Here is a 21,700-nt window from a genome sequence, read left to right on the forward strand (position 1 = left end):
CGGGCATGGGGGAGCGGACCTCTCAGGACGTGCGGCGGGGGGTACGTAGAGGGAGACGAGCCGTGGCCCGGTCACCTGCCGTACAGGAAGAAGCGGGCCGGGACGAAGACCTCGTGACCGGTCGGGAAGCGTACCCGTACGCCGGACTCGGTCCAGGTGGTGGATTCGATCCCTTCGGCCCCCAGGACGCTGTCGACGTCCACCCAGTGCCCGTAGGACGGGTGGGAACCCCTGCCGATCACCATCCGGTAGGAGTGCCGTCCGGACAGCGTGTACTCGTGCACCAGCGCCAGGCTGTGGGGGAACCGGTCGTCGTAGACCACCGCGGCCGGGGCACTGCTGCGGTACGTCACCTCGGTCCGGGGCCACCACGCCACGGTCAGGAGGACGGCGGTCAGGACCACACCCGCCGCACCGCCCAGCAGTACCCCGCGGATCCCGTACCTCCCTGCGGGCCGTGCGCTCCGGCCGGAACGGTCGGATGTCTGCGCGTCGATGATGCCCCTCCAGGGTCGGTGCGGGGCGGAGATCGCCCCCGCGAGGAGGACGCGGTTCCGGGGCGATCGGTTGTCATGACCCCTGACCCACAGCAGGCCGGGGTCCGGCGGTCCGGCGGTCCGGCGGCCTGGCGGCCCCGTGGCTCCCGGGCCTCCCGGTCGACACCGCACCACCGCGGCGGGACGATGGGAACGGAGGGAGGCGGCGCGCCGTGCCACCGCAGCACCGCAGCACCGCAGCACCGCAGCACCGGACCCGCCCCGCCCCACGTCCTCCATCCGACCGCCCGTCCCGGGCCGGCGGACGTCCGGCCCGAGCGCCTGCCCGCCAGGAGCGCCATGAACCGCCTCGTCCGAACCCGCCGTCCACACCGCACCACCAGGGGCGCGGCACGCCGCGCCGTCCTCGGCGCGGCCCCGCTCGCCGCCCTGCTCGCGCTCGCTCCGGCCGCCGCGGCCGTGGATCCCGCTCCGGCGGCCGTCCCGGCCACCTGTCACCTGCGCAGCATGCCCGCCGACCCTTACCACCTGGGCTGCCGCGAGGGCTTCGACATGGGGATCGACGCCGGTTACGACACCGGCCTGCAGTGCCGGCGGATCCCGCCCCCGCTGGCGCCGGTCAACCCCACCCCGTTCGAGCGGGGGAAGCGGCAGGGCTACGTGGAGGGTTACAACCAGGCCTTCAAGCACACGTACGAGAGGAACTGCGACCTGCCCCAGCTCCCGCCCGCCCAGCGGCCGCAGACGGAGACCCAGGAGAGCATGGCCGCCGCGGGCCAGGCGGCGGGAGCGAGGTGGGGCAAGGAGGACGCCCGGCTGACGTGTACGCGGGAGCACGCGACGCTGACGCCGCCGGCCAAGCCGGACGTGCTGATCCTCGCGTACCAGAACGGCTACCGCGTCGGCTACGACGTCGCCTACGACGAGGCGTACCGCGAGTTCTGCATGAAGAAGTGACCCTCCCGAGCCCCTGCGCCCTCTTGTGCGGGGCAGGGGCGCGTCCTCACTGCCCGGCGTGCTCGAGGGCGGCGACCTCCCGTACCGCGTCGGCGACGGCCCGGAAGTCCTTGCGCAGGATCGCCCCGTGGTTGCTGGGCACCTTCGCGCTGAGCCGGATGTTCGGGTTGCGCTCGAAGACCTGGCCGAGCCCCGCGCGAATCTGCTCCTGCTCGTCCCCCTTGCTGCCCAGGGACGTTCCCGACGCGAGCACATACCGTACCGGGACGGTCATGGCGTCCAGTACGGGGCCCAGCTCGGCGGTGCTGCCGAGCCGGCCGAGCTCGATGTTGCTGTCCGCCTGCTCGTCGGCGGTCATCCGCGGGACCAGCCCCGTCGGGCGCAGCAGCGGCATGAACCAGCCCATCCGCCGGAACATCCTCCGGATCCGCCGCTCCATGGCCTCGTCCAGCCAGTCGTACGGCGCCGCGCCGTCGACCAGCACCGCGCCCAGGGCGCGGCCGGGATTGCGGCGGGCCCAGTGCGTGGCGACGTACGCCCCGTAGGACCAGCCCACCACCAGCGCCCGCTCCACGCCCCTGGCCGCGAGAACGGCGTCGACGTCCCGGACGGCGGCCTCGAAGGAGTAGTCCGCGGAGCGCCCGGACTTCCTGCCGCGGGCCCGCTCGTCGTACGTGATGTGCCGCCACCCCGATCCCGGGCCCGTCCCCAGGTCGGCGAGGACCCGCCGCCAGTAACCCTGGGTGGCGAACTGGCCGTTGAGGTAGACCACGGGGACGCCGGAACCGCCGGTGTCGGTGACGGCCAGGGCGGTGTCGTCGACCGGCACCATGCCGGTCCAGTGCGCGTCGGTCGAGGGCGAGCCGTGCTGCGTCATGGTGGTGCTCCTTCTCAGTTCTTGCGGCAGTTGTTTCTGACACCAGAAACGCTACGTAGCATTCACGAATCGTGCAACGTGCTCGTTGCGTGGGAAGCTCATGTTCCCAGCTCAAAGCCTAGAATTCATTGCAACGGGTATCGATTTAACGCAACGTCGGTCAGGGAGTTCGTTGCACTGGATCGAAGGTGAACGCTAGGCTGGCGCCCTCACGGAACACGAAGGAGATGCCGATGCCGGGAGGCAGGCTCACGCAACAGGAGCGTCAGCAGATCGCGCAGGGCGTGGCCGACGGGCTCGCCTACGCGGAGATCGCCAGACGTCTCGACCGCCCGACCTCGACGGTCACGCGCGAGGTGCTGCGCAACGGCGGGCCGACCGCCTACCGCGCCGACCTGGCCCACCGCGCCACCGAACGCCGCGCCCACCGGCGCAGGAAGACCGCGGTCCCGGGGCCGCAGGCGCCCGCGCAGGCCCCCGGGCGCGACGCCGAGGCCGTGCGCGAGTACGAGGAGACGTTCACGACCCTCCTCATGCAGTCGGGCCTGCCCAAGATGATGGCCCGGGTGCTGACCTGCCTCCTGACCGCCGACGCGGGCAGCCTCACCGCGTCCGAACTCGCCGGGCACCTCCAGGTCAGCCCGGCGTCCGTCTCCAAGGCGATCACGTTCCTCGAGGGCCAGGGCCTCGTCCGCCGGGAACGCGACGAACGCCGCCGCGATCGCTACGTCGCCGACAACGACGTCTGGTACCAGTCGACGATGGCCGGCGCCCGCGCCAACATCATGCTCGCCGAGACCGCCCGGCAGGGCGTGGCCATCCTCGGCCGGGACACCCCGGCCGCGGCCCGCCTGGAGAACGTCGCCCGCTTCGTGGAGTTCGTCGGCGAGAGCATCGCCCGCGCCGCGGACCAGGCCCGCGACATCCTCTCCGCACAGCCCGCGGCGGGCCCCGGCCCCGGTACCAGCCCGGGCCCCGACGGCGACGGCGAACCGGCCCGGGGCCGGTAGCGGCGTCCTGTACCACTCGGCGACGGCCGTTCCGCTCACCACGGTGAGCGCCCGCCTACACCCAGGGGTGTAACTCCCCGGCGATCTCGCGCAGGCGAGAACCGCAGGCCGGCATGCGTGCGTAATACGGACCAACAAGTCCGCACACACGCGAAGTCGGGGGAACACGGGTGGGAATAGCCTCAAGGGCCGCGACGGCGGCGCTGGCCGCCGCGCTGATCGCGGGGGCGGTGCTGGCCGACGGCCCGCCGGCGCTGGCAGCCGCCGGCTCCAGCGCACGGGACGGTACGACGACATCCGTCAGGCCGTCGGCCGGGACGGCGGCGAAGGCGCCGGCGACCGTCACGCTCATCACCGGCGACCGCGTCGTCGTCGGCGACGACGGCAGCGTCAGCCGGCTCGTCCGCGGCAAGGGCCGGGAGGGGATCGCCTTCTCGGTACGCCGCGAGGGCGGGCACACGTACGCCATCCCGCAGGACGCCCACCGCCTGGTCGCCGGCGGCGTCCTCGACCGGCGGCTGTTCGACGTCGCCCAGCTCGTCAGGGACGGGTACGACGACGCGCACCGCAGCACGCTGCCGCTCATCGTCAGCTACCGGCGCGACGCCGCCGCACCGGGGAAGGGCGGGCCCGGAGCCTTCGCCACCACCCCCGACGCGTTCGCCGGGCTCGCGCGCGAGCGCCGCCCGCTGCCCGCCGTCGACGGCGAGGCCTTCCACGCGTCCAAGGCCGATACGGCGGCCCTGTGGTCCACGGTCACCGGCCGCACGCCCGCCCGCACCACGGGGCCCGCCCCCGCCCCACCCGTCGCCCGCCTGTGGCTGGACGCCAAGGGCCGCGTCGCCCTCGACCGGAGCGTGCCGCAGATCGGTGCGCCCAGCCTGTGGAACGCCGGCCACACCGGCAAGGGCGTCACCGTGGCGGTCCTGGACACCGGCGTGGACGAGACCCACCCCGACCTGCGGGGCGTCGAGACGGCGCAGGCGAACTTCTCCCACTCGCCCGAGATCACCGACGCCCACGGGCACGGCACGCACGTGGCCTCCACCCTCGCCGGCTCGGGCGCGCGATCGGGCGGCGGGACCCGGCCGCGACCCTGGTCAACGCCACCGTCGGATACCACGACATGACCGCGGGCGTGGGCAACACCTGGTACACCGACGGCAGTACGCAGGTCCTCACGGCCGCGCTCGGCCCGGCCGGCGCAGACCTGCGCGCCCAGTACAACGGCGTGTGGAAGAGGCCCGGCGCGGCCGGCGCGCACACCGACTACCGGCTCGCCTTCCACCGTACGGGCAGCTGGTTCACCGGTCTGCGGCGCAGCGTCACCAAGGCCGACGTCGCGGAGGTGAAGCTCGGCTTCGGCGCGTCGGTCACCGGGGCGAAGGCCCGGATCTGGGTGACACCGACCGACCCGGGCGGTTTCGGCACCGGGGTGTGGGAGCCGGCCGACCAGAGCCTGCCGCTGGCCGCCACCACCTACGTCAGCGCCGCCGGCGTCCGCTGGACCTGGTACGCGGCGCAGGTCGACGCCGAGGGCGAAGGGCGGATCGCCTACACCGAGGGCCCGGTGGCCTACCGGCCGGGCTCGCGCCACACGCTGAAGTTCAACACCGGTGTCGTCGGCCCCGATCTGGACGCGGGCGCCGGCGCCGACCAGGGCGCCCACCGGACCGGCGACTACCTCGACACCAGGGTCCAGCTGTTCAACGACGGCGCCGGCCACTCCGGTTCGTCCGTCGTCACCGACGGGTTCGCCCGGCTGGAATCGGGCGGCCGGGTCATCGCGGAAGGGTCCGCCACGGACTGGCTGAGCGCCGAGGTCCCGGCCGGCTCCGCGGCGTACCGCCTGAGCATGGAAGCGAGCCGCGCACCGGAGGACACCGCCACCAGTACCAAGGTCGCGGCCGTGTGGACGTTCACCTCGGCCCGCCCGTCCGGGGAGGAGTCGGTCCGGCTGCCGCTGTCGACGGTACGGCTCGCGCCGGACCTGGCCCTGGACGGCACGGCCCCGGCGGGCAGCACCCTCAAGGTGCCGCTGCTGCTGGGCGGGGCGGCCGGGGCGGCCGTCGGTCAGGTGGCCGAACTGGCCGTCAGGGTCTCCTTCGACGGGGGTGCGACCTGGAAGCCGCTCGCGGTGCGGACCGACGCGAAGGGTGCGCGCTCGGTGAGCGTGAAGCACCCGGCGACGGCCGGAGCCGTGTCCTTCCAGGTGGACCTGAAGGACAAGGGCGGCAACACCGTACGGGAGACGATCACGAACGCCTACCTGCTCGCCGCCCGCTGACCGCCCCCGTCACGATGTGCCCGCATCCGTGACGCGGCCGAACGCGGCCGCCGACTCCCGGGAGTCGGCGGCCGCGTTCGGCGCTCCCGCTCCTACAGCAGGTCGAGCTTCTCCTCGAGCCACGCGACGAACCCGGAAACGGTGATGAAGGTGCTCGCGGACGCACCGATGCCCATGAGGGTGGTGCCGCCCCCGTGGCGGGTGAGGATGAAGGCGATCAGCGCGGCGGCGAGCCCGCACAGGAGCGCGATGGTGAGCGCCATGACCCTCTCGGTCTTTCGTCGGGCGTTCGGTCGTGGGCGTGCTGGCTGCCATGGCAGGCGGTCCCTCCCCGCTCGTTCCTGCCGCCCCGGTGGGGGCGGGCCGCCGTCCGGTGGGCGGCATGGCCCGAGGACACCGCGCCGGACACCGTTCGCTCCATACCAATTCCGTTCCCGAACGGTTCCGATGTCCGTCCAACACGCCACCTGACGCGCGGATCTGCGGGATCCTGGGCCCCGGCCGAGTGTCGAGGGAGTGGCGCACATGAGCACGTGGCGGGCGCGGTTGTCCGAAGCGCGGACCTGGCAGGAGTATCGGGGGGCGCTGCACGCCCTGCGCGAGGGGGGTCCCGCGTTCCGGAGCCTGCCCGCCCTCAGCGAGGAGATGGCCGGCCGCGGCATCCCGGGCCTCCAGGCGTACACCGGGGTCGCGACGTACAACGCGCTCGTGAACACGGACTCGAGCCGGAAGCCCAAGTGGGACCAGGTCGAGCTCCTGGTCCGGATCTGTGCCGAGCACCAGGGCGAGCCCGACGTCACGGCGGTCGTCGCCGACTGGGCCGCGGCCTACCACCGGTGCGGAGGCGACCCCGGCCCGCGCTTCCCCGTCCCCCACGCGGCGGAGCCCGCGGCGCGCACGCCCTCCCGGCGGGCACGGTCCGCGTGGCTCTCGGTCCTCTGCGTGCTCGCCCTGGCCGGGACGGGCCTGGGCATCCGGGGCATCGTCGGCGCAATGAGCGCCGAGGGCACGGACGGCAAACCCCCCGCGTCGTCACCGCCCGACACGGCGCCTCCCGGGACCACGGCGACCGGCCCGTCGGACAAGGGCCCGCTGTTCCTCACCTCCTCCTGGCCCACGTACGAGGACTGCGACGGAGCCACGTCCGTCGCGATGCCGGCCGGCGGCCCCCCGCTGTCCTCGTTCCAGCCCCAGGACATCGACTTCCGCAAGAACGTCACCGCCAAGGGCGGCGCGACCTGGGGAGCCGGGCACCTGTACCTCACGCTCAGCGCGGAGGAGGGCAAGACCGTCGTCGTCCAGGACATCCGCCCCTCCACCCCGCGGCCCATCCGGATCGGCCCGCCCGCGTGGATCGCCGTGACGCAAGGGGGCTGCGGCGACAGCTACAACCGTGTCTTCTCCTACGACCTGGACCGGGCCGTCCTGACGGACCGGGGAATCGACGGAAAGCCCGAGCCCGGTCGTCAGAAGGCCAACGCCAACCCACTGGGACCGGCCTTCACCGTCAGCGCCGCCGATCCGGCCGTCGTGCGCGTCGACGTGTCGGCCTGCGAGGGCAACTACGAATGGGGCCTGATCGTGGACTACGCCCACGCCGGCCACGTCTACCGGCAGACCGTGGGCCCGTTCCGCTCCATGGGCGTCCTCGGCGAGGACACCGTCGGTTACACCCCCGACCCGACGACCCACCTGTACGGCGCGGCCGGCGCTCCGCCGGCCAAGGGAGTGCTCTGCCCCTAGTACTCCAGCCGTGGATCGTGAACTCAGCAGTCGAACACCGACCAGCAGATGTCGTTCCGCAAGCGCTGGTCGTCGAGTACGAGCTCGCGAATCGGCTCCGGGAGCTGATCACGCTGCCACTGGCACTCGAGTCGCCCCGCGGCCTCACTCTCGCCCTCTGGCGCGGCAGCGCGTGCGGCCTTGATCGCGTAGGCGGCCGCACCGAGCTCGTGTGCGGCGACGTGTGCGACAACCCCGGCCTGGCCGGCGGCGTAGGCGGCATGCCGTGCCGCGCCACGTAGGTCTCGGGCCGCGCCCATCGCGTGGCCGCCCGCCGCGCGGGCTTGCATCATCTTGACCTCGCCACGCACCCAGGCGCGGGCGTGCTCGATCGCCTGGCGCGGGCGCGGGTCCTCAGGTCGAGCCGACTCGAAAAGGTCGAGGACGTGTTCCGCGCAGGCTGCCGCCCACAGGGCGAGGAGATGGTGATCCGCATCAGTGAGGGTCCCACCGCGGCGGATCGTCACGAAGCGAGGGTCTCTGACCTTTGGGAGGATCATGGTTGACATTCCTTCCTGCTGGTATGCAGCGAAGCCTGCAAACCCGGTGGCCGGTCCGCAAGCCCCACTACCCACCCCACCCCGCCGTGCCGTACGCCGGTGGCGGTCAGCCGCTCTGCTGCCTCGTCGATGGCGGGGAAGGGGCGATCACCGGTCGACGCACCGCAGGGTGGGGCCACCAGTCGGACCAGAATGTCCGAATATCGATGGTCCTGGGGGAACACGGCGCGCAGTCACGCCAGTTCAGAAAGGTAACCGGGGCGGGCCGGGACCCTCGCCGCTCGTTCCGGACCGGCAGACCTTGGCAAGGAGTACCGTGCGCATTCTCTTCACCGGACCGGCCGCGGCCGGCCACCTGTTCCCGATGATCCCGACGGCGCAGGCCCTGCGCGCCGCGGGCCACGACGTGCTGTTCGCCTGCTCGCAGCCGCTGAACCGGATCCGCGAGGCGGGATTCCCGATCGTCGAGATCGGCGACGGCCGCACCATCCGGGACCTGATGGAGCAGTCCACCGACGAGGGGCCGCGCTACGTCGCCCCCGACCTCACCCAGGAGCAGATCCTCGAACGGGCGGCCCGCGGCTTCGCGTTCATCTCCCGCCCCACCGTGCACGACCTGCTGGAGGTCGCCGAGACCTGGGGGCCCGACCTGCTGGTCTACGACTCCTTCCAGGCCGCGGCCCCGCTGGTCGCGGCGAAACGCAAGATCCCCTCGGTGATCCAGAACTTCGGCATCACCCCCGGCCTCGGCATGGTCACGCGGCTCGCCGCCCACTTCACCGAGGCGTACGAGACGTACGGAGTGGACGGGCCCGCCGTACCCACCGCCTTGAACGTCGTCCCCGCCTCGCTCGGCGGTGACCCGGGCGGCCTGCGGATGCGCTACCTGCCGTACAACGGCGGCGGGATCGTCCCCGCCGCGCTCCTGCGCCGCGGCAGCCGCCCGCGCGTCGCCATCACGCTGGGCACCGTGCTCACCGAGCTGGACGGGGTCCGCGCCATCGTCCGACTGATCGAGGCCGCCGCCTCCGTGGACGCCGAGTTCCTGCTCGCCGTCGGCGACGCGGACCTCACCGCGCTCGGTACCCTCCCGGACAACGTCCGCCCGCTGCCCTGGGTCCCGCTCGCCGAGCTGCTGACCGCCTCCGACGCGCTGGTCCACCACGGTGGCTCCGGTACCCTCCTCACCGCCGTGCACGCCGGTCTGCCCCAGCTCCTGCTGCCCCAGGGCGCCGATCACTTCACCAACGCCGACGCCCTCACCGCGACCGGCGCCGCCCTGCGCTCCGCGTCCGACGACGTGGACGCCCCGCTCCTGACCCGCCTCATCACCGACCCGGCCCTGCGCGAGGCGGCCGTCCGCGTCCAGGCGGAGAACGCCGCCCTCCCGACCCCGGCGGAAACGGTCCCCGCCCTGGAGGCCCTGACCGGCTGAGCCGAAGCCACGGATCCGCACCACGGATCCGCACCACGGGTCCGGCCCGGCCCGGGGGCCGGGCCCGAGGCGGTCCCAGCTCGGAGCGCCGCTCGCCGTTGGGCCAGAGGGCGGGGTCTTCGGCGCGATGCTGGCGTGTCGGGGCCGGTGGTGGGAAGTCCTCGGACGGGTTGGGGGAGAGGATCGAACGGCCCCGTCCCCACCCCGGCAGCCCTGGAGACCCCGTGCCCCTTTCCGAAGCCGAGCGGCAGTCCTTCCTCGCCGAACCCCACATCGGAGCCCTGGCCGTCGCCCGCCCCGACGCCGGGCGCGCGCCCCTGGCCGTACCGATCTGGTACGGCTACGAGCCCGGCGGCGACCTGTGGATCACCACCGGCCGCGACTCCGCCAAGGCGGAGGCCCTCGCGCGGGCGGGCCGGTTCTCCCTCCTGGCCGACCGGGTGTCGCCGACCGTGCGCTACGTCAGCGTCGAGGGCCCGGTGGTGTCGTCCGAGCCGACCACCGAGGAGGAGAAGCGGGACATCGCCAGCCGCTACCTCCCGCCCGAGGCGGTGGGACCCTTCCTGGAGATGGCCGCCCGCGAACACGGCGACCAGCTGACGATCCGGATGCGCCCCGAACACTGGCTGTCGGCGGACCTCGGCGGCCTCTAGGCACGCCGATCGCGACCGGCGCCCGCGGCCTAGCCGACGGCATAGCCGGCGGCCTAGTCGGCGGCGCGGCCCTCGCCGGCCATGAACCGCCAGACCAGGGCGTGTCCCAGGACGATCAGTCCGATGAGCAACAGTGCTTCGGCCTGGATGGGGCGCAGCCCGATGTGCCCGGCGAGTTCGGGGAAGGCGCCGACGACGGCGATCAGGGCGTAGAGCAGTGTGGCGCCGGCCTGCTGCCCGGCGACGAAGCGGTCGCCGCGGGAGCGGGCCAGCAGCTGCAGGGTGCACACGCAGCCGATCAGGGCGAGGACGACGAAGGCCCCCCGCCAGATCTGCGGCTGCTCGGTGCCGCCGACCTGCGCGAAGAGGCCCATCAGGGCGGGCAGCAGGAAGGACAGGTAGATCCCGCCGACGACGCGCCGCAGCGCGGGCTCGCGCATCCAGTCGGCGTGGCTCTGGACGACGTTCCACCACAGGCCGACCAGGGTGAAGCAGGTGGCGGAGAAGAGGGCGTAGAAGGTACTGACATCCATGGACGACGAGCGTGGCAGCGAGCCCGCCCCCGGCGGGCGCCACACGCCCTGCGAGCACCCCACCTCGGCCGGGACGGCCTAGCGGAGCGCACCCCCGGCTGGCGTCCGCGCTTGACCTTGACACGGTGACAAGGTCTTCACTGCGGTCCAGGAGGTGGTGTCCCGATGACCACGGCGAAACAGGACCCGCAGGTGAGCGGGGAGCAGGACGCGGACGCGGACGCGGATGCGGATGCGGATGCGAACGCGGAGACGGAGACGGTGAAGGCTGCGCGGGGGCTGGAGGACGGCCGTCCGTCGGTGCGGCTGCGGGCCGCGCTGGCGATCGGTTCGGCCCCGGCCCCGGACCCGGACGCGCGGAACGTCGAGAAGCTCATCGAGCGGTGCGCGGTCGAACCCGACTTCTCCGTCCGCGAGATGCTGACGTGGGCGCTCACCCGTCACGCAGCACACGTGACGGTTCCGCGACTCGTCGCCGAGCTCGGATCCGGGCGGCCGCAGGCACGCAGCCAGGCACTGCATACTCTGTCCAAGATCGGTGACCGGCAGGCGTGGCCGGCCATCACCCGGGCGCTGCTGTCCGACGCCGAAGACGAGGTCGCGCGCACAGCCTGGCGGGCGGCGGTCGCGCTCGTACCCGAGGGGGAGGAACCGGAGCTGGCCCGGGCGCTGGCGGCCCAGCTGGGCCGGGGCGGGCGCGAGACGCGACTGAGCCTCAGCCGCGCGCTGATCGCCCTCGGCGAGAGCGCCGTCCCGGCCCTGCTGGCCGCGGCGGCGGATCCCGACCCCCGGGTGCGTCACCACGCGGCCGCCACCGAGCGGCTGCTGCACGACCCGGACGCCGGATTCGACGCCGCGATCGAGGAGGCGAAGCGCGTGGTGGCCCTGCGGGACCAGCCAGGAGGAGGAGCGTAGGCAGTGCTGATCGGTGAGGTGGCCAGGCGGTCCGGGGTCAGTGCCCGCATGCTCCGGCACTACGACGCGCTCGGCCTGGTGCGGCCGACGGGACGTACCGTGTCCGGGTACCGGGAGTACTCCGGTGACGACATCCGGCGGATCTTCCACGTCGAGAGCCTGCGCTCACTGGGTCTGTCGCTGCGCGACGTCGCGCGCGCCCTCGACGACCCGGGCTTCCGGCCCTCGGAACTCGTCGACGACCTCGTCCGCCAGACGCAGGAGCGCATCGAAGCCGAGACGGCGCTGCTCACGCGGCTGCGCCGGATCGGTGCCGCGGAACCGGCGGACTGGGAGGACGTGCTCCAGACCGTCGCGCTCCTGCACGCGCTGGGCTCGGAGAGCGCCGGCCGGCGCCAGCGCGCGGCGTTGGCCTCGGTGTCGTCGGGGTCCTCGGCGTCCTCGGGCGACGAGGCGCCCGTACCGGTGGAGGCACTGGTCGAGGCGGCGCTGGGCGAGAGCGATGCGAGCGTCGCGGGAGCCCTGCGGTGGGCGGTGGCGCAATCGGGCGACGGCGCGCTGGAACCGCTGGCGGCGGGCCTGGCCTCACCGGTGGCCGCGGTACGGGAACGCGCCGTACGCTGCGTCGCCGAGCTCACCGACGAGCGGGCGACCGCCCTGCTGCGGGACGCCCTCGCGCACACCGACACCACGGTCCGCGGGGTCGCGGCCCTGGCGCTCGGAGCCCGGGGCGTGGCGGACGCGGTCCCGGCGCTCGTCGATCTCGTCGTCGAGGGCACGAACGACGTCGAGGCGGCCGACGCGCTGAGCGCGCTGGCCGACCGTCCCGGGGCGGCCGAGCGGATCGCCACCACGCTCGTCGGCCGGCTGCCACGGGACCCCGCCGGGGCGCCCGCCCGGCGACGGCTGGCGCAGGCACTCGCGGACATCCCGGGAGACACGGCCGCACAGGCCCTCGGCACCCTCGCGCACGACGACGACCCCGCCGTCGCGTTCACCGCTGCGTACGTCCTGACGCTGCGCGACCCCGGGTGACCGTCCGCGCCGCCCGGCGGCGGCGTTCGCGCGGGAGTGTGCACCCTTCGGATTCGCCGGACCGGCGCGTGACGGGCGGTCTACCGTGGCGTCGTGCCGGGCTTCCTGCCGCGGTCCGCTTCTGGGAGGTTTGTGTGCCGTCGCCCTGTGACCCCGAGTTCGCTCCCGCCGGTGATGTGGGTGCGGCCCTGATGCTGATCGATTCCCGCCTCAAGGCCGTCCACGACGACAGCGGCGAGGCCGCCCCGGAGAACCGGCTGCTGGCCGACCGGTTCACCGCCTCCCTGGGCCCCGAGGAGGCGAAGGAGGTGCTCGACGGGGTCTGCACGATCATGTACATGATGGTGCGGTGGCTGCGGCTGGCGCACGAGCAGCACGGCAAGGACGTGATCGAGTACGTCGTGCCCAACCTCGTCGCCTCACTGCGGATGATGCCCAGGAGCGTGGGCCCGGAGGTCGTCCCCACGATGGCCGGCATGGTCATCGCTGCGGGTACGGGCCTGAGCCCCAACCTGTGGCGGGGCCAGTACGGGCAGTGGACCGAGGCGGAGATGAGGCCGCTGGAGGCCACCGCCTTCCTCCTCGCGGAGCACATCAACCGGATCACCGACGACCCGGACTTCGTCACCCGCATGATCGCCGAAGCCCTGTCCGGGGCGGACCACGACTGACGCGGACCACGACTGACGCCCGCCGCCGCCCGCCGACCTCTCCCCACGTCCGCCGTCCGGAAAAAACTTCCGGACGACGATGTCGAGAACCCGTGGCCGGCTCCGTCCCCGGGGCGAACGCGACCACAATGGGGCGCACCCGCACCGAGGAGAACCACGATGGCCAAGTACCTGCTGCTCAAGCACTACCGCGGTGCACCGGCCGCGGTCAACGACGTACCGATGGACCAGTGGACGCCGCAGGAGATCTCGGCGCACGTGCAGTACATGAACGATTTCGCCGCCCGGCTGGAGAAGACCGGCGAGTTCGTCGACGGTCAGGCACTCGCCCCCGAGGGGGCGTGGGTCCGCTACGACGGCGAGGGACGCCCGCCGGTCACCGACGGTCCGTTCGCCGAGACCAAGGACCTGATCGCCGGATGGATGATCATCGACGTCGACAGCTACGAACGCGCCGTCGAGCTCGCCGGGGAGCTCTCGGCCGCTCCCGGGGCGGGCGGCAAGCCGATCCACGAGTGGCTGGAGGTACGCCCGTTCCTGGCCGCGCCGCCCACCATCACGGAGTGACCGCCACGTGACGGCACCGATGGACGAGGCCCTGCTCAGGAGCCTCACCCCGGGCGTGCTCACCGTCCTCGTCCGCCGCGGAGCCGACTTCGCGGCGGCCGAGGACGCCGTGCAGGACGCCCTCGTCGAAGCGGTCCGCGTCTGGCCGGCCGACCCTCCGCGGGACGCGAAGGGCTGGCTGGTCACCGTGGCCTGGCGCAAGTTCCTCGACGCGACCCGCGCGGACGCCGCCCGCCGCCGACGCGAGGACCGCGTCGAGGACGAGCCCGTGCCCGGGCCCGCGGCCGCGGTGGACGACACGCTGCAGCTCTACTTCCTGTGCGCCCACCCTGCGCTCACCCAGGCATCGGCGGTCGCCCTCACCCTGCGCGCCGTCGGCGGACTGACCACCCGCCAGATCGCCCAGGCCTACCTGGTGCCCGAGGCGACCATGGCCCAGCGCATCAGCCGGGCCAAGCGCACCGTCGCCGCCGAACGCTTCGACCGGCCCGGCGATGTCGCCACCGTGCTGCGCGTCCTCTACCTGGTCTTCAACGAGGGGTACTCCGGCGACGTCGATCTCGCCGCCGAGGCCATCCGGCTCACCCGGCAGCTCGCGGCCGCGATCGACCACCCCGAGGTGGCGGGGCTGCTCGCCCTGATGCTGCTCCACCACGCCCGGCGGGCCGCCCGGACCGCGGCCGACGGCGCTCTGGTGCCGCTCGCCGAGCAGGACCGAGGCCGGTGGGACACCACGCTGATCTCCGAGGGCGTCGGGATCCTCCAGGCGGCCCTCGCCCGCGACCGGCTGGGGGAGTTCCAGGCCCAGGCCGCCATCGCGGCACTCCACGCCGACGCGCGCACCGCCGAGGAGACGGACTGGCCGCAGATCGTCGAGTGGTACGACGAGCTCACACGCCTGACCGACAGCCCCGTCGTCCGGCTCGGCCGCGCGGTCGCCGTCGGCGAGGCCGACGGACCGCGGGCCGGCCTCGCGGCGCTCGCGGAACTGGACGCAGCACTGCCCCGCCACGCCGCGGCGGCGGCGTACCTCCACGAGCGCAACGGCGACCTCGCGACGGCGGCGCGGCTGTACGCCGAGGCCGCCCACAAGGCCCCCAACCTCGCCGAGCGCGACCACCTGACACGCCAGGCCGCCCGCCTCAACACCCGCCGCCGCTGACGGGCCGGCCCCGGCCCCGAGAGGGGGCCGGGGCCGGGGCGCCGGTGACGGGAGCCGGTGGATCAGCGCAGGGTGAACGGTGCGACGTGGGTCGTGGTGTCCGCTCCGCTGATGGTGAACTCCAGGTTGTAGGTGCCGTTCGGCAGCCCGCCCGTGCTGACGGGAAGGCTGTAGGCGGAGAGCAAGGGGGTGTAGGTGAACCGGCCTGTGACGGGCCTGGTGACGGGGCCGGTGACCCGGCGGGCGGTCAGCGTGATGTTCGGGCTGGAGAGGTTGTTGCCGTTCGCGTCGCAGATCCGGAGGCTGATCACGACCTGGCCGAGCAGCCGGATCGGGCGGTTCGGGTCGTAGAGCAGGCAGATCCGGTACGCCACGTTGTAGGTGACGCTCTTCGTGGACGGGTTCGTGGCGACGTCCGTGGCGTTGACCGTGAACGTGTGCGCGCCGAGCGTCGAGGTGTTGACGGGGCTGCCGTTGGGGACCGTGCCCACGCAGCCCTGGCGGTTGTCGGGGTGAGGGCCGCGCCGGTGACCGGCAGGCTCGCCTCCCGCCGCGGTCCCTCGGCCGCCCGTGGCTTCGCGGGGGCGAGGTCGGGCTGTGCCTGGGGCGGGGCGGTGCGCCGAGGCCGCGGCAGTGACCGGACCTCGACGCGCCGCTTGGGTGAAATCCGGGTGAGCGTCACCTCGCCGTCCGCCTGCGAGGGGGAGGCGCTCGTGGCGGGGGCCCTGGGATGCGGCTCCGCTGCCGCTCCGGCCGCCGGCGCCACCGCCGTGAGGGTGACCGCGAGCGCGAGGAGCACCGCGTGCGGCCAGCCGCGTGCCGCGAGGGTCCCTCGCGGGCCCGCTCCGGGGAACCGTCTCAATGACATGGCCTCCTCCCTTCCAGCCGCTTCGGGAGTCCGGCGTCGCCTGCGGATCGCCAACGGGCCGTCAGGGTCCTGCTGCAGTCGATGATCACGGCCCGGTGTCTAGCGGATGCGGCCCCGTCGTGCTGCCTTCCGTGGCTCGGCGTGCCGGGACAATCCCCCTCATGGGTCTACGCGCCGGGCATCGGAGGGGAGGGGGCTCGCCCCGAGGTGCCCCCCGCGCTCAGATCTCCTTGGTGGCGTCGAGGCGGGTGATCTCCGTGGCGTACGCGGCGGTGCGGACCGCCGACGTGCCCGCGGCGTACAGGCCGGCGCCGACCGTGGCCAGGGGGAGGGAGAGGAGCAGTGCGGCGAGTATCGGGCCCACGTCGCGCTCGGCGTCGCAGAGCTTGCCCTCGTCGTCCAGGTACGACACCTCGACGTCGCCGTCCTGGTGGAAGGCGAGGGACTCGCACTCGACGGGCTTCCTGTCCACGCCGCGGTCGATGGTGAACGGGAAGACGAGCAGGTAGGCCACCCAGAGCCAGATGAGGGCGGCCGCGGCCAGCAGTCCCCGGCCCCACCCCTGCTCGCGCAGGCCGCGTATCCGGAATTCCCTGTCGTACACCTGTGCCAATGAGTTCATGGAGGCGAACCTAGCGCAGGCCGGCTCCACGCCGGCCGAAGGGTCCGAGGGGCTGGGCCGAATGGTCCGCCAGCCCGCGCGCCACGGATCTGCCCTTCCTATGGTCGAAACGACGCAGAACGATGGAAAAGGGGCCTGCTCCGCGAGCGGCCGGCGTTCCCGCCTTCCATCCATCCGCAGGGCGCAGCACGCCCTCCCCGAGCAGAGGAAGACGACCATGGGCGACCAGTACAACGTGACCGCGATGGCCGACGACGGCGTGGCCAAGAACGTCGAGTACACGGGCAGATACCTCGTCCTGCTCGATCAGGACGACCCCCAGGCCGGGCTCGACGCCCTGGCCTCGGGGGCCGGAGTGTCGGTGGCCGAGCACGTCCAGGCGGGTGACTCGGCCGTGCGCGCCCTCGAGCAGGGCGGGACCGTGGTCCTCGACGAGCTGGGCATCGCCATCGTCGAGGCCGTCGAGGGCGACCAGCGCCTGGCCCTGGAAGCCACGATCGCCGCGACGCGGAGCCTGGTCGGCGCGGAACCGGAACGGGTGCTGCACGCCTACAGGGAGAGCACGGCGGACCACCCGGTCGAGTACTACGAGGGCTACCTGCACGGTGTGGCCGACCTCGTCGAGCGGGTCCGGGGCAACGGCCAGGTCAAGCAGCCGCCGGCGCGGGCCGCGGCCGTTCCCCAGTGGAGCGAGGCGCAGGCGACCTGGGGGCTCCAGGCCATCCTGGCGACCGAGACGGCCCTCACGGGCAGGGGCGTCGGGGTGGCGATCCTCGACACCGGCATCCAGGAGGACCACCCGGACCTGACGGCCCGGCTGCGGCAGTCGGCGTCCTTCGTGCCGGGACAGGCCGTCGACGACGGCCACGGCCACGGCACCCACTGCGCCGGGACCGCCTGCGGCCCCAGGAACCCGGCCACCGGGCCGCGCTACGGCGTCGCGTGCGAGGCGGACATCTACGTCGCCAAGGTGCTGAGCAACCAGGGCCGTGGAAGCGACGGACAGATCCTCGACGGCATCAACTGGGCGATGGACCAGGCCGGGGTCCGGGTCATCTCGATGTCCCTGGGCGGTGCGGTGGCCCTCGGCGCCGGCTTCTCGCGCATCTACGAGCGCGCCGCCCGCCAGTGCATCAAACGCGGCAAGCTGATCATCGCGGCCGCCGGGAACGAGAGCCGGCGCCCGCTCGATCTGCGACCGGTGGGATCGCCCGCGAACTGCCCGTCGGTGCTCGCGGTGGGAGCGATCGCACCGGACTTCACCATCGCCCCGTTCTCGTGCGCCGGCCTCAACCCGCATGGCGGCGGGGTCGACCTGGTGGGGCCGGGCGTCGACGTGCTGTCCACCTGGCCCAACGGCGGATACCGCCGGCTGGCGGGCACCAGCATGGCCACACCGCACGTCGCCGGTGTCACCGCGCTGCTCTGGGAGCAGAACCCGAACGCGACCGCCGCACAGATCATGACGCTGCTGCGCGCGGGCACGCGTGACCTCGGCCTTCCGGCGTCCGACGCGGGCCGAGGGCTGGTGCAGGCACCCTAGGGTGGTCGGGACATGACGAACCACCCTGGAGGCGACATGGACCATGTGACCGGCGACGGGCACACCGCGCGTGAGGGGACGCCCCGCGTCCGGGTCGTCGTCGCACTCGACCCGGACCAGTTCGACGCGGCGATCGAGGCCGCCCGGGGCGCCGGACTGATCGTCGAGTCCGAGCAGCGGGCGATCGGTACGGTCGTGGGAACCGTGCCCGAGGACGCGCTGGCCGCCCTGAGCGCGGCCCACGGCGTCGAGGACGTGGAGCGGGAGCGCGGCTACGAGTTGCCGGATCCCGGCTCTCCCGTGCAGTGACCGCTTCTCCCGCGGCCCCTGCGGCCCCCGCGTGCCTCGGCCTCGGACCGTGGCTGCCCCGCGCGGACTTCGGCTCCGCCCTCGTGCCGTTCGTCGGCGCCCGCCGCCCTCAGGACGGGTCCTGGTAGCGGGCGGCGAGCGCGGCGGCCCGCTCGCGCAGGGAGGCGCGCAGCGACCGTGGGGTCAGGGCTTCCGCGTCCATGCCGAGCTGCCACAGCGCCCACTCGGCATGACGTACGTCCTGGAAGGTGACCTCCAGGCGCAGCCGGCCGTCCGCGTCGGGTTCCTCCGCGCGGACGGCCAGCGCGGTGTCCAGCAGCTCCTCCCGCCGCGCCGGCGCCACCCGTAGCCGCACGGTGATGTGATCGCCGTCGGCGAGGAACCGCGCGGAACGCTCCCGCCAGATCCGGTCCAGATCGACCCGGTCCGGCCGCTGTGCGGCTTCGGGGAGTTCCTCGGCCGCCAGCACCCGCGACAGCCGGTAGGTGCGGTCCGAGCCGGATCTCGTGGCCAGCAGGTAGCCGCGGTCGCGTACGGTGACCAGGCCGATCGGGTCCACCGTCCGCCACCGCGGCGCCTGGCCGGTGGCCGCGTACCGGATGCGCAGCTTGTGTCCGGCGAGCACCGCGCGCCGTACCTCGATCATGGTGGTGCCGGATACCTCGTCCGCGACCGGCCGGCGCGAGAGCAGGTCGGTCTCCGGGTCGACGAGAAAGCGCTGCACCGCGTCGCTCGCGGTGGCCCGGTGGCCCTCGGGCAGCGCGTCGACCACCTTCCGCATGGCCGAAGCGAGCGCCGAGCCGAGGCCGAAGACCTGCTCGCCGCGCCCCGATCCGGCGGTCAGCAGCGCCAGGGCCTCGTCATGGTTCAGGCCGGTCAGCTCGGTGCGGAAGCCGGGCAGCAGCGCGAAGCCGCCGTGCCGGCCGCGTTCGGCGTAGACCGGGACGCCGGCCGCCGACAGTGCGTCGATGTCACGCAGCACGGTGCGGGTGGACACGCCCAGCTCGCGGGCGAGCGTGTCCGCGGTCAGCCGGCCGCGCCGGCGCAGCAGCAGTACCAGGGAGACCAGCCGGTCGGCGCGCATGCCGGAACTCTAACGAAATACATGACCGAGGATGTCGTGATTTCTTGGCAGGCTCGGTACCGCGACGTCGCAGCCGATGGACGTACGCACTTCCCACGCATGGAATGGAACGGAGCGGACATGGCAATGGAGCGTACGGCGGTCAACCCGGTGAACTGGTCGGTGGAGTTGGGGTTCAACCAGGGCGAGGTCGTCTCCGGGCACACCCGGACCCTGTACATCTCGGGACAGACCGCGATGAGCGAGGACGGCAAGCCCCTGCACGAGGGCGACATGGCGGCGCAGTTGGCGCTGAGCGCCGACAACCTGGAGGCCGTACTCGCCGAGGCCGGCATGACCCTCGCGAACCTCGTCCGGCTCAACGTCTACACGACCGACGTGGATCTGCTGTTCCAGCACTACGGCGGGCTGGCGGCGCGGTTGGGCGCCGCCGGGGTGGCGCCGACCACGACGATGCTCGGGGTGACGCGACTGGCGATCCCCGGCCAGATGGTCGAACTCGAGGGAACCGCCGTCGCCTGACGTGAGGTGACGTGACGTGACGTCGTCGGCGGGGGGCGAAGGCCGACGTCCGGGTGCCGCCCGCCGGTGCGCCCAGTGCCAAGGAAATGGGCACGCCAGGCCAAGGCGGTGCGGCGGGGCGCCGCCCATACTCGTGCCCGGAGCCGCCGCGGGACCGCCGCTGCGACCGGCCGGCAGGGGCAGCGCCGTGCCGGTACGGCCGCCGTACCGCGGACGTCGCCCGAGCACGGACCGGCACCCCCGTACCCCTCCGGAGGAGACCCATGCGCAGGATCGCCCCCGCCCTCGTCGGCGTCGCCATCGCCCTGACCAGCGTGGGCCTGGCCGCCCCGGCCCAGGCCCGTACCGTCGCCTGCACCAAGCTGAGCAACGGTGTGCTGTGCACCCAGCTCGCCAACATCGACCCCCTGGACCGGGCCCAGGTCAGCAACTCGTACGAGAAGACCGGCGGTTCCACCATCACCGCCCGGTTCGGGCACTACAACCGCGGTGGCACCTGGTGGGACCAGGGGGCCTTCACCCAGTCCGCCGGGACCACCCGGTACTTCACCTGGCCCATGTCCTCCTACGCCGACTGCTCGGCGGTCGTCGGGTTCATGGACTCCGGCGGCAGGCGCTACGAGGTTCCGCCGGTCAGCCTCTGCTGAACGGGCCCCGGGCGGTCGCCCGGCCCCGTCCCGCACCGCACCCCACGCACCCGACTGGAGGGGCCATGAGCCGGCTGTTCTTCCTCCCGACCCGCACCGCCCTCATCGGCCTCTGTGCCGTCGTCGCCGTCCTGTTCGCCACGCTGGTCCGTACGGCACCCACCACCCCCGCCGCCGAGGGGCTCCCCGCCGAGCAGCGGGTCCGGGCGGAACGGGCGGCACGCGCGCTGTGGGGCCGGGATGTCCCGGTCACCGGCGTCGAGCGCGCGACCGGAGCAGGGGCGGGGGCGGGGGAGCCGGAGACCGTGGTGGTCACGTCGGACCAGGGGTACACGGAGTTCTCCTGGCCTGGCCTCAAGCCGCTGCGCGGCATCCGCGACGCGGAGGCGAGCCAGGAGAAGAACACCCCCACCAGCCCCACGGGCCCTGTCGGCCCCGACGACCAGCAGCGCCGCGCCGAGGAGTTCATGTGGGCCAACTTCCCGTGGGCCGACCGGGCACGGGTGACGTCGTGGGCCCTGGGAGACAGCGGCCGGCGGGTGTTCTCCTGGCGGCGCACGGTGGAATCGGTCCTCATGCCGATGCGGCTGGACGTCGTCCTCGACCGGTCCGGGGCGGTGGCGTCCTTCGCCGCCGTGGACGAACCGGACCCGCGGCTGCCGCCCGTCGAGGTCGGCGAGGAACGGGCCGTGGCCGCGGCCGCGGCGGCCCGCCCGGGCGTGCGTCCGGGCCGGCCCACCCTGCTCGCGGTCCAGATCGGCGGAGCGTGGCGGGCGGCCTGGTCGTTCCCCGCGGCGGCGACCGAGCCGAATACGTTGCCGGGCGCCTCGCCCGCCGCGGCGGCCGAGCCGAACGCTTCGCCCGGCGCGGCGGCCGATCCGGACCGGTCCTCCGGCACCGTCCCCAGGACCCTGGTCGACGCGAGCACCGCGTCCGTACTGACCTGGACGGACGCCCCGTGACCCGGCGCACCGGCCGCCGCCGGCCGTCTTCCGAACGCCGCGAACACGCCGAACCGGCCCGCCGGACCGCAGCCCCGGCCTCGGCTCCCGCCCGCGTCCGCTTCCGCGCGCGTACGGCCCCTTCCGAGCCGGGCCGCCCGGGCCACCCCTTCCGTTCCCCGGTCGCGGCGTGCGCCGTATCAGGCCACCCGCCGGTCCGACCGCATGGACGCCCTCCGACCAGCCCCCCGACGGTGGACCCCTGCCGTACGGGGGAGGGGCC

25 protein-coding genes are annotated in these 21,700 nt (G+C 73.6%); 17 read left to right on the top strand and 8 right to left on the bottom strand.

The features are described from left to right. Positions 1 to 71 precede the first annotated feature (71 nt). Positions 72 to 404, bottom strand: coding sequence for a hypothetical protein (locus tag ACIPXB_RS04025; RefSeq protein WP_401444188.1), 333 nt, complete (start codon positions 402 to 404; stop codon positions 72 to 74). 432 nt (positions 405 to 836) lie between these two features. Between ACIPXB_RS04025 and ACIPXB_RS04030 the strand changes: the two genes are divergently transcribed. Continuing rightward, complete coding sequence (locus ACIPXB_RS04030) at positions 837 to 1,454, top strand: hypothetical protein (RefSeq protein WP_401444191.1); 618 nt, start codon at positions 837 to 839, stop codon at positions 1,452 to 1,454. A 46-nt stretch (positions 1,455 to 1,500) separates the two neighbouring features. Here ACIPXB_RS04030 and ACIPXB_RS04035 read toward each other — a convergent pair whose 3' ends face one another. Beyond that, positions 1,501 to 2,331 carry an alpha/beta fold hydrolase gene (locus ACIPXB_RS04035; RefSeq protein WP_401444194.1) on the bottom strand — a complete coding sequence of 277 codons (831 nt, stop codon included), beginning with the start codon at positions 2,329 to 2,331 and terminating at the stop codon, positions 1,501 to 1,503. A 233-nt stretch (positions 2,332 to 2,564) separates the two neighbouring features. Between ACIPXB_RS04035 and ACIPXB_RS04040 the strand changes: the two genes are divergently transcribed. The 3 genes from ACIPXB_RS04040 to ACIPXB_RS04050 all read left to right on the top strand — a co-directional run bounded on the left by ACIPXB_RS04040 (position 2,565) and on the right by ACIPXB_RS04050 (position 5,628). Next, the gene (locus ACIPXB_RS04040) at positions 2,565 to 3,341 is read left to right on the top strand and encodes a helix-turn-helix domain-containing protein (protein ID WP_401444197.1); all 777 of its coding nucleotides are present in this window, start codon (positions 2,565 to 2,567) and stop codon (positions 3,339 to 3,341) included. A gap of 170 nt (positions 3,342 to 3,511) precedes the next feature. Continuing rightward, the gene (locus ACIPXB_RS04045) at positions 3,512 to 4,471 is read left to right on the top strand and encodes a S8 family serine peptidase (RefSeq protein WP_401444200.1); all 960 of its coding nucleotides are present in this window, start codon (positions 3,512 to 3,514) and stop codon (positions 4,469 to 4,471) included. After that, complete coding sequence (locus ACIPXB_RS04050; RefSeq protein WP_401444203.1) at positions 4,468 to 5,628, top strand: hypothetical protein; 1,161 nt, start codon at positions 4,468 to 4,470, stop codon at positions 5,626 to 5,628. Before ACIPXB_RS04045 ends, ACIPXB_RS04050 begins: the two co-directional genes overlap by 4 nt. A 92-nt stretch (positions 5,629 to 5,720) precedes the next feature. Here ACIPXB_RS04050 and ACIPXB_RS04055 read toward each other — a convergent pair whose 3' ends face one another. Continuing rightward, positions 5,721 to 5,891 carry a hypothetical protein gene (locus ACIPXB_RS04055; RefSeq protein ID WP_401444206.1) on the bottom strand — a complete coding sequence of 57 codons (171 nt, stop codon included), beginning with the start codon at positions 5,889 to 5,891 and terminating at the stop codon, positions 5,721 to 5,723. 262 nt (positions 5,892 to 6,153) lie between these two features. Here ACIPXB_RS04055 and ACIPXB_RS04060 point away from each other — a divergent pair, with 262 nt between their 5' ends. Further along, entirely contained in the window at positions 6,154 to 7,371 is a 1,218-nt protein-coding gene (locus ACIPXB_RS04060; RefSeq protein ID WP_401444208.1) for a hypothetical protein, read from the top strand. A gap of 23 nt (positions 7,372 to 7,394) precedes the next feature. Here ACIPXB_RS04060 and ACIPXB_RS04065 read toward each other — a convergent pair whose 3' ends face one another. Further along, entirely contained in the window at positions 7,395 to 7,910 is a 516-nt protein-coding gene (locus ACIPXB_RS04065) for a putative immunity protein (RefSeq protein ID WP_401444211.1), read from the bottom strand. 316 nt (positions 7,911 to 8,226) lie between these two features. Between ACIPXB_RS04065 and ACIPXB_RS04070 the strand changes: the two genes are divergently transcribed. Together ACIPXB_RS04070 and ACIPXB_RS04075 are read left to right on the top strand one after the other, a co-directional pair. After that, the gene (locus tag ACIPXB_RS04070; RefSeq protein ID WP_401444213.1) at positions 8,227 to 9,345 is read left to right on the top strand and encodes a nucleotide disphospho-sugar-binding domain-containing protein; all 1,119 of its coding nucleotides are present in this window, start codon (positions 8,227 to 8,229) and stop codon (positions 9,343 to 9,345) included. A gap of 224 nt (positions 9,346 to 9,569) precedes the next feature. After that, positions 9,570 to 9,998 carry a pyridoxamine 5'-phosphate oxidase family protein gene (locus tag ACIPXB_RS04075; protein WP_401444215.1) on the top strand — a complete coding sequence of 143 codons (429 nt, stop codon included), beginning with the start codon at positions 9,570 to 9,572 and terminating at the stop codon, positions 9,996 to 9,998. Positions 9,999 to 10,051: 53 nt separating this feature from the next. Here ACIPXB_RS04075 and ACIPXB_RS04080 read toward each other — a convergent pair whose 3' ends face one another. Continuing rightward, positions 10,052 to 10,531 (bottom strand): hypothetical protein, encoded by a 480-nt coding sequence (locus tag ACIPXB_RS04080; protein ID WP_401444217.1) that lies wholly within the window; start codon positions 10,529 to 10,531, stop codon positions 10,052 to 10,054. A gap of 165 nt (positions 10,532 to 10,696) precedes the next feature. On the opposite strand from ACIPXB_RS04080, the gene ACIPXB_RS04085 reads away from it, so the two are divergent. From ACIPXB_RS04085 to ACIPXB_RS04105, 5 genes are all read left to right on the top strand, one after another. After that, a complete protein-coding gene (locus tag ACIPXB_RS04085; protein ID WP_401444219.1) occupies positions 10,697 to 11,446 on the top strand; it encodes a HEAT repeat domain-containing protein in 750 nt (249 codons plus the stop codon). A 3-nt stretch (positions 11,447 to 11,449) separates the two neighbouring features. Beyond that, complete coding sequence (locus ACIPXB_RS04090; protein ID WP_401444222.1) at positions 11,450 to 12,481, top strand: HEAT repeat domain-containing protein; 1,032 nt, start codon at positions 11,450 to 11,452, stop codon at positions 12,479 to 12,481. Between the two features lie 134 nt (positions 12,482 to 12,615). Continuing rightward, positions 12,616 to 13,152, top strand: coding sequence for a hypothetical protein (locus ACIPXB_RS04095; protein ID WP_401444225.1), 537 nt, complete (start codon positions 12,616 to 12,618; stop codon positions 13,150 to 13,152). A 159-nt stretch (positions 13,153 to 13,311) separates the two neighbouring features. Further along, a complete protein-coding gene (locus ACIPXB_RS04100; protein ID WP_401444228.1) occupies positions 13,312 to 13,719 on the top strand; it encodes a YciI family protein in 408 nt (135 codons plus the stop codon). A gap of 19 nt (positions 13,720 to 13,738) precedes the next feature. Then, positions 13,739 to 14,881, top strand: coding sequence for an RNA polymerase sigma factor (locus ACIPXB_RS04105; RefSeq protein WP_401444423.1), 1,143 nt, complete (start codon positions 13,739 to 13,741; stop codon positions 14,879 to 14,881). 62 nt (positions 14,882 to 14,943) lie between these two features. On the opposite strand, the gene ACIPXB_RS04110 is transcribed toward ACIPXB_RS04105, so the two are convergent. Both ACIPXB_RS04110 and ACIPXB_RS04115 read right to left on the bottom strand, forming a co-directional pair. Further along, positions 14,944 to 15,372 (bottom strand): hypothetical protein, encoded by a 429-nt coding sequence (locus ACIPXB_RS04110; protein WP_401444230.1) that lies wholly within the window; start codon positions 15,370 to 15,372, stop codon positions 14,944 to 14,946. Between the two features lie 597 nt (positions 15,373 to 15,969). After that, complete coding sequence (locus ACIPXB_RS04115) at positions 15,970 to 16,371, bottom strand: hypothetical protein (protein ID WP_401444233.1); 402 nt, start codon at positions 16,369 to 16,371, stop codon at positions 15,970 to 15,972. 217 nt (positions 16,372 to 16,588) lie between these two features. Here ACIPXB_RS04115 and ACIPXB_RS04120 point away from each other — a divergent pair, with 217 nt between their 5' ends. Then, complete coding sequence (locus ACIPXB_RS04120; protein WP_401444235.1) at positions 16,589 to 17,914, top strand: S8 family serine peptidase; 1,326 nt, start codon at positions 16,589 to 16,591, stop codon at positions 17,912 to 17,914. A gap of 12 nt (positions 17,915 to 17,926) precedes the next feature. Continuing rightward, positions 17,927 to 18,223, top strand: a complete 297-nt coding sequence (locus ACIPXB_RS04125) for a hypothetical protein (protein WP_401444237.1) — start codon at positions 17,927 to 17,929, stop codon at positions 18,221 to 18,223. Positions 18,224 to 18,332: 109 nt separating this feature from the next. On the opposite strand, the gene ACIPXB_RS04130 is transcribed toward ACIPXB_RS04125, so the two are convergent. Next, on the bottom strand, positions 18,333 to 19,307 hold the full coding sequence (locus ACIPXB_RS04130) for a helix-turn-helix transcriptional regulator (protein WP_401444239.1): 975 nt from the start codon (positions 19,305 to 19,307) through the stop codon (positions 18,333 to 18,335). 126 nt (positions 19,308 to 19,433) lie between these two features. On the opposite strand from ACIPXB_RS04130, the gene ACIPXB_RS04135 reads away from it, so the two are divergent. The 3 genes from ACIPXB_RS04135 to ACIPXB_RS04145 all read left to right on the top strand — a co-directional run bounded on the left by ACIPXB_RS04135 (position 19,434) and on the right by ACIPXB_RS04145 (position 21,438). After that, complete coding sequence (locus ACIPXB_RS04135) at positions 19,434 to 19,829, top strand: RidA family protein (protein WP_401444424.1); 396 nt, start codon at positions 19,434 to 19,436, stop codon at positions 19,827 to 19,829. A gap of 263 nt (positions 19,830 to 20,092) precedes the next feature. Continuing rightward, positions 20,093 to 20,476 (top strand): hypothetical protein, encoded by a 384-nt coding sequence (locus tag ACIPXB_RS04140; protein ID WP_401444241.1) that lies wholly within the window; start codon positions 20,093 to 20,095, stop codon positions 20,474 to 20,476. Between the two features lie 65 nt (positions 20,477 to 20,541). Next, complete coding sequence (locus tag ACIPXB_RS04145; RefSeq protein ID WP_401444244.1) at positions 20,542 to 21,438, top strand: hypothetical protein; 897 nt, start codon at positions 20,542 to 20,544, stop codon at positions 21,436 to 21,438. Positions 21,439 to 21,700: the final 262 nt, after the last annotated feature.

The sequence above is a fragment of the Streptomyces sp. NPDC090022 genome, assembly GCF_044748145.1.
Taxonomy (GTDB): domain Bacteria; phylum Actinomycetota; class Actinomycetes; order Streptomycetales; family Streptomycetaceae; genus Streptomyces.

Excerpts from the sequence above, each read along its gene's own strand:
- ACIPXB_RS04125 (WP_401444237.1), top strand. The coding sequence starts at position 17,927 with ATGACGAACCACCCTGGAGGCGACATGGACCATGTGACCGGCGACGGG.
- ACIPXB_RS04105 (WP_401444423.1), top strand. The coding sequence starts at position 13,739 with ATGGACGAGGCCCTGCTCAGGAGCCTCACCCCGGGCGTGCTCACCGTC.
- ACIPXB_RS04120 (WP_401444235.1), top strand. The coding sequence starts at position 16,589 with ATGGGCGACCAGTACAACGTGACCGCGATGGCCGACGACGGCGTGGCC.
- ACIPXB_RS04140 (WP_401444241.1), top strand. The coding sequence starts at position 20,093 with ATGCGCAGGATCGCCCCCGCCCTCGTCGGCGTCGCCATCGCCCTGACC.
- ACIPXB_RS04145 (WP_401444244.1), top strand. The coding sequence starts at position 20,542 with ATGAGCCGGCTGTTCTTCCTCCCGACCCGCACCGCCCTCATCGGCCTC.
- ACIPXB_RS04115 (WP_401444233.1), bottom strand. The coding sequence starts at position 16,371 with ATGAACTCATTGGCACAGGTGTACGACAGGGAATTCCGGATACGCGGC.
- ACIPXB_RS04060 (WP_401444208.1), top strand. The coding sequence starts at position 6,154 with ATGAGCACGTGGCGGGCGCGGTTGTCCGAAGCGCGGACCTGGCAGGAG.
- ACIPXB_RS04050 (WP_401444203.1), top strand. The coding sequence starts at position 4,468 with ATGACCGCGGGCGTGGGCAACACCTGGTACACCGACGGCAGTACGCAG.
- ACIPXB_RS04055 (WP_401444206.1), bottom strand. The coding sequence starts at position 5,891 with ATGGCGCTCACCATCGCGCTCCTGTGCGGGCTCGCCGCCGCGCTGATC.
- ACIPXB_RS04135 (WP_401444424.1), top strand. The coding sequence starts at position 19,434 with ATGGAGCGTACGGCGGTCAACCCGGTGAACTGGTCGGTGGAGTTGGGG.
- ACIPXB_RS04035 (WP_401444194.1), bottom strand. The coding sequence starts at position 2,331 with ATGACGCAGCACGGCTCGCCCTCGACCGACGCGCACTGGACCGGCATG.
- ACIPXB_RS04040 (WP_401444197.1), top strand. The coding sequence starts at position 2,565 with ATGCCGGGAGGCAGGCTCACGCAACAGGAGCGTCAGCAGATCGCGCAG.
- ACIPXB_RS04100 (WP_401444228.1), top strand. The coding sequence starts at position 13,312 with ATGGCCAAGTACCTGCTGCTCAAGCACTACCGCGGTGCACCGGCCGCG.
- ACIPXB_RS04085 (WP_401444219.1), top strand. The coding sequence starts at position 10,697 with ATGACCACGGCGAAACAGGACCCGCAGGTGAGCGGGGAGCAGGACGCG.
- ACIPXB_RS04065 (WP_401444211.1), bottom strand. The coding sequence starts at position 7,910 with ATGATCCTCCCAAAGGTCAGAGACCCTCGCTTCGTGACGATCCGCCGC.
- ACIPXB_RS04030 (WP_401444191.1), top strand. The coding sequence starts at position 837 with ATGAACCGCCTCGTCCGAACCCGCCGTCCACACCGCACCACCAGGGGC.
- ACIPXB_RS04130 (WP_401444239.1), bottom strand. The coding sequence starts at position 19,307 with ATGCGCGCCGACCGGCTGGTCTCCCTGGTACTGCTGCTGCGCCGGCGC.
- ACIPXB_RS04080 (WP_401444217.1), bottom strand. The coding sequence starts at position 10,531 with ATGGATGTCAGTACCTTCTACGCCCTCTTCTCCGCCACCTGCTTCACC.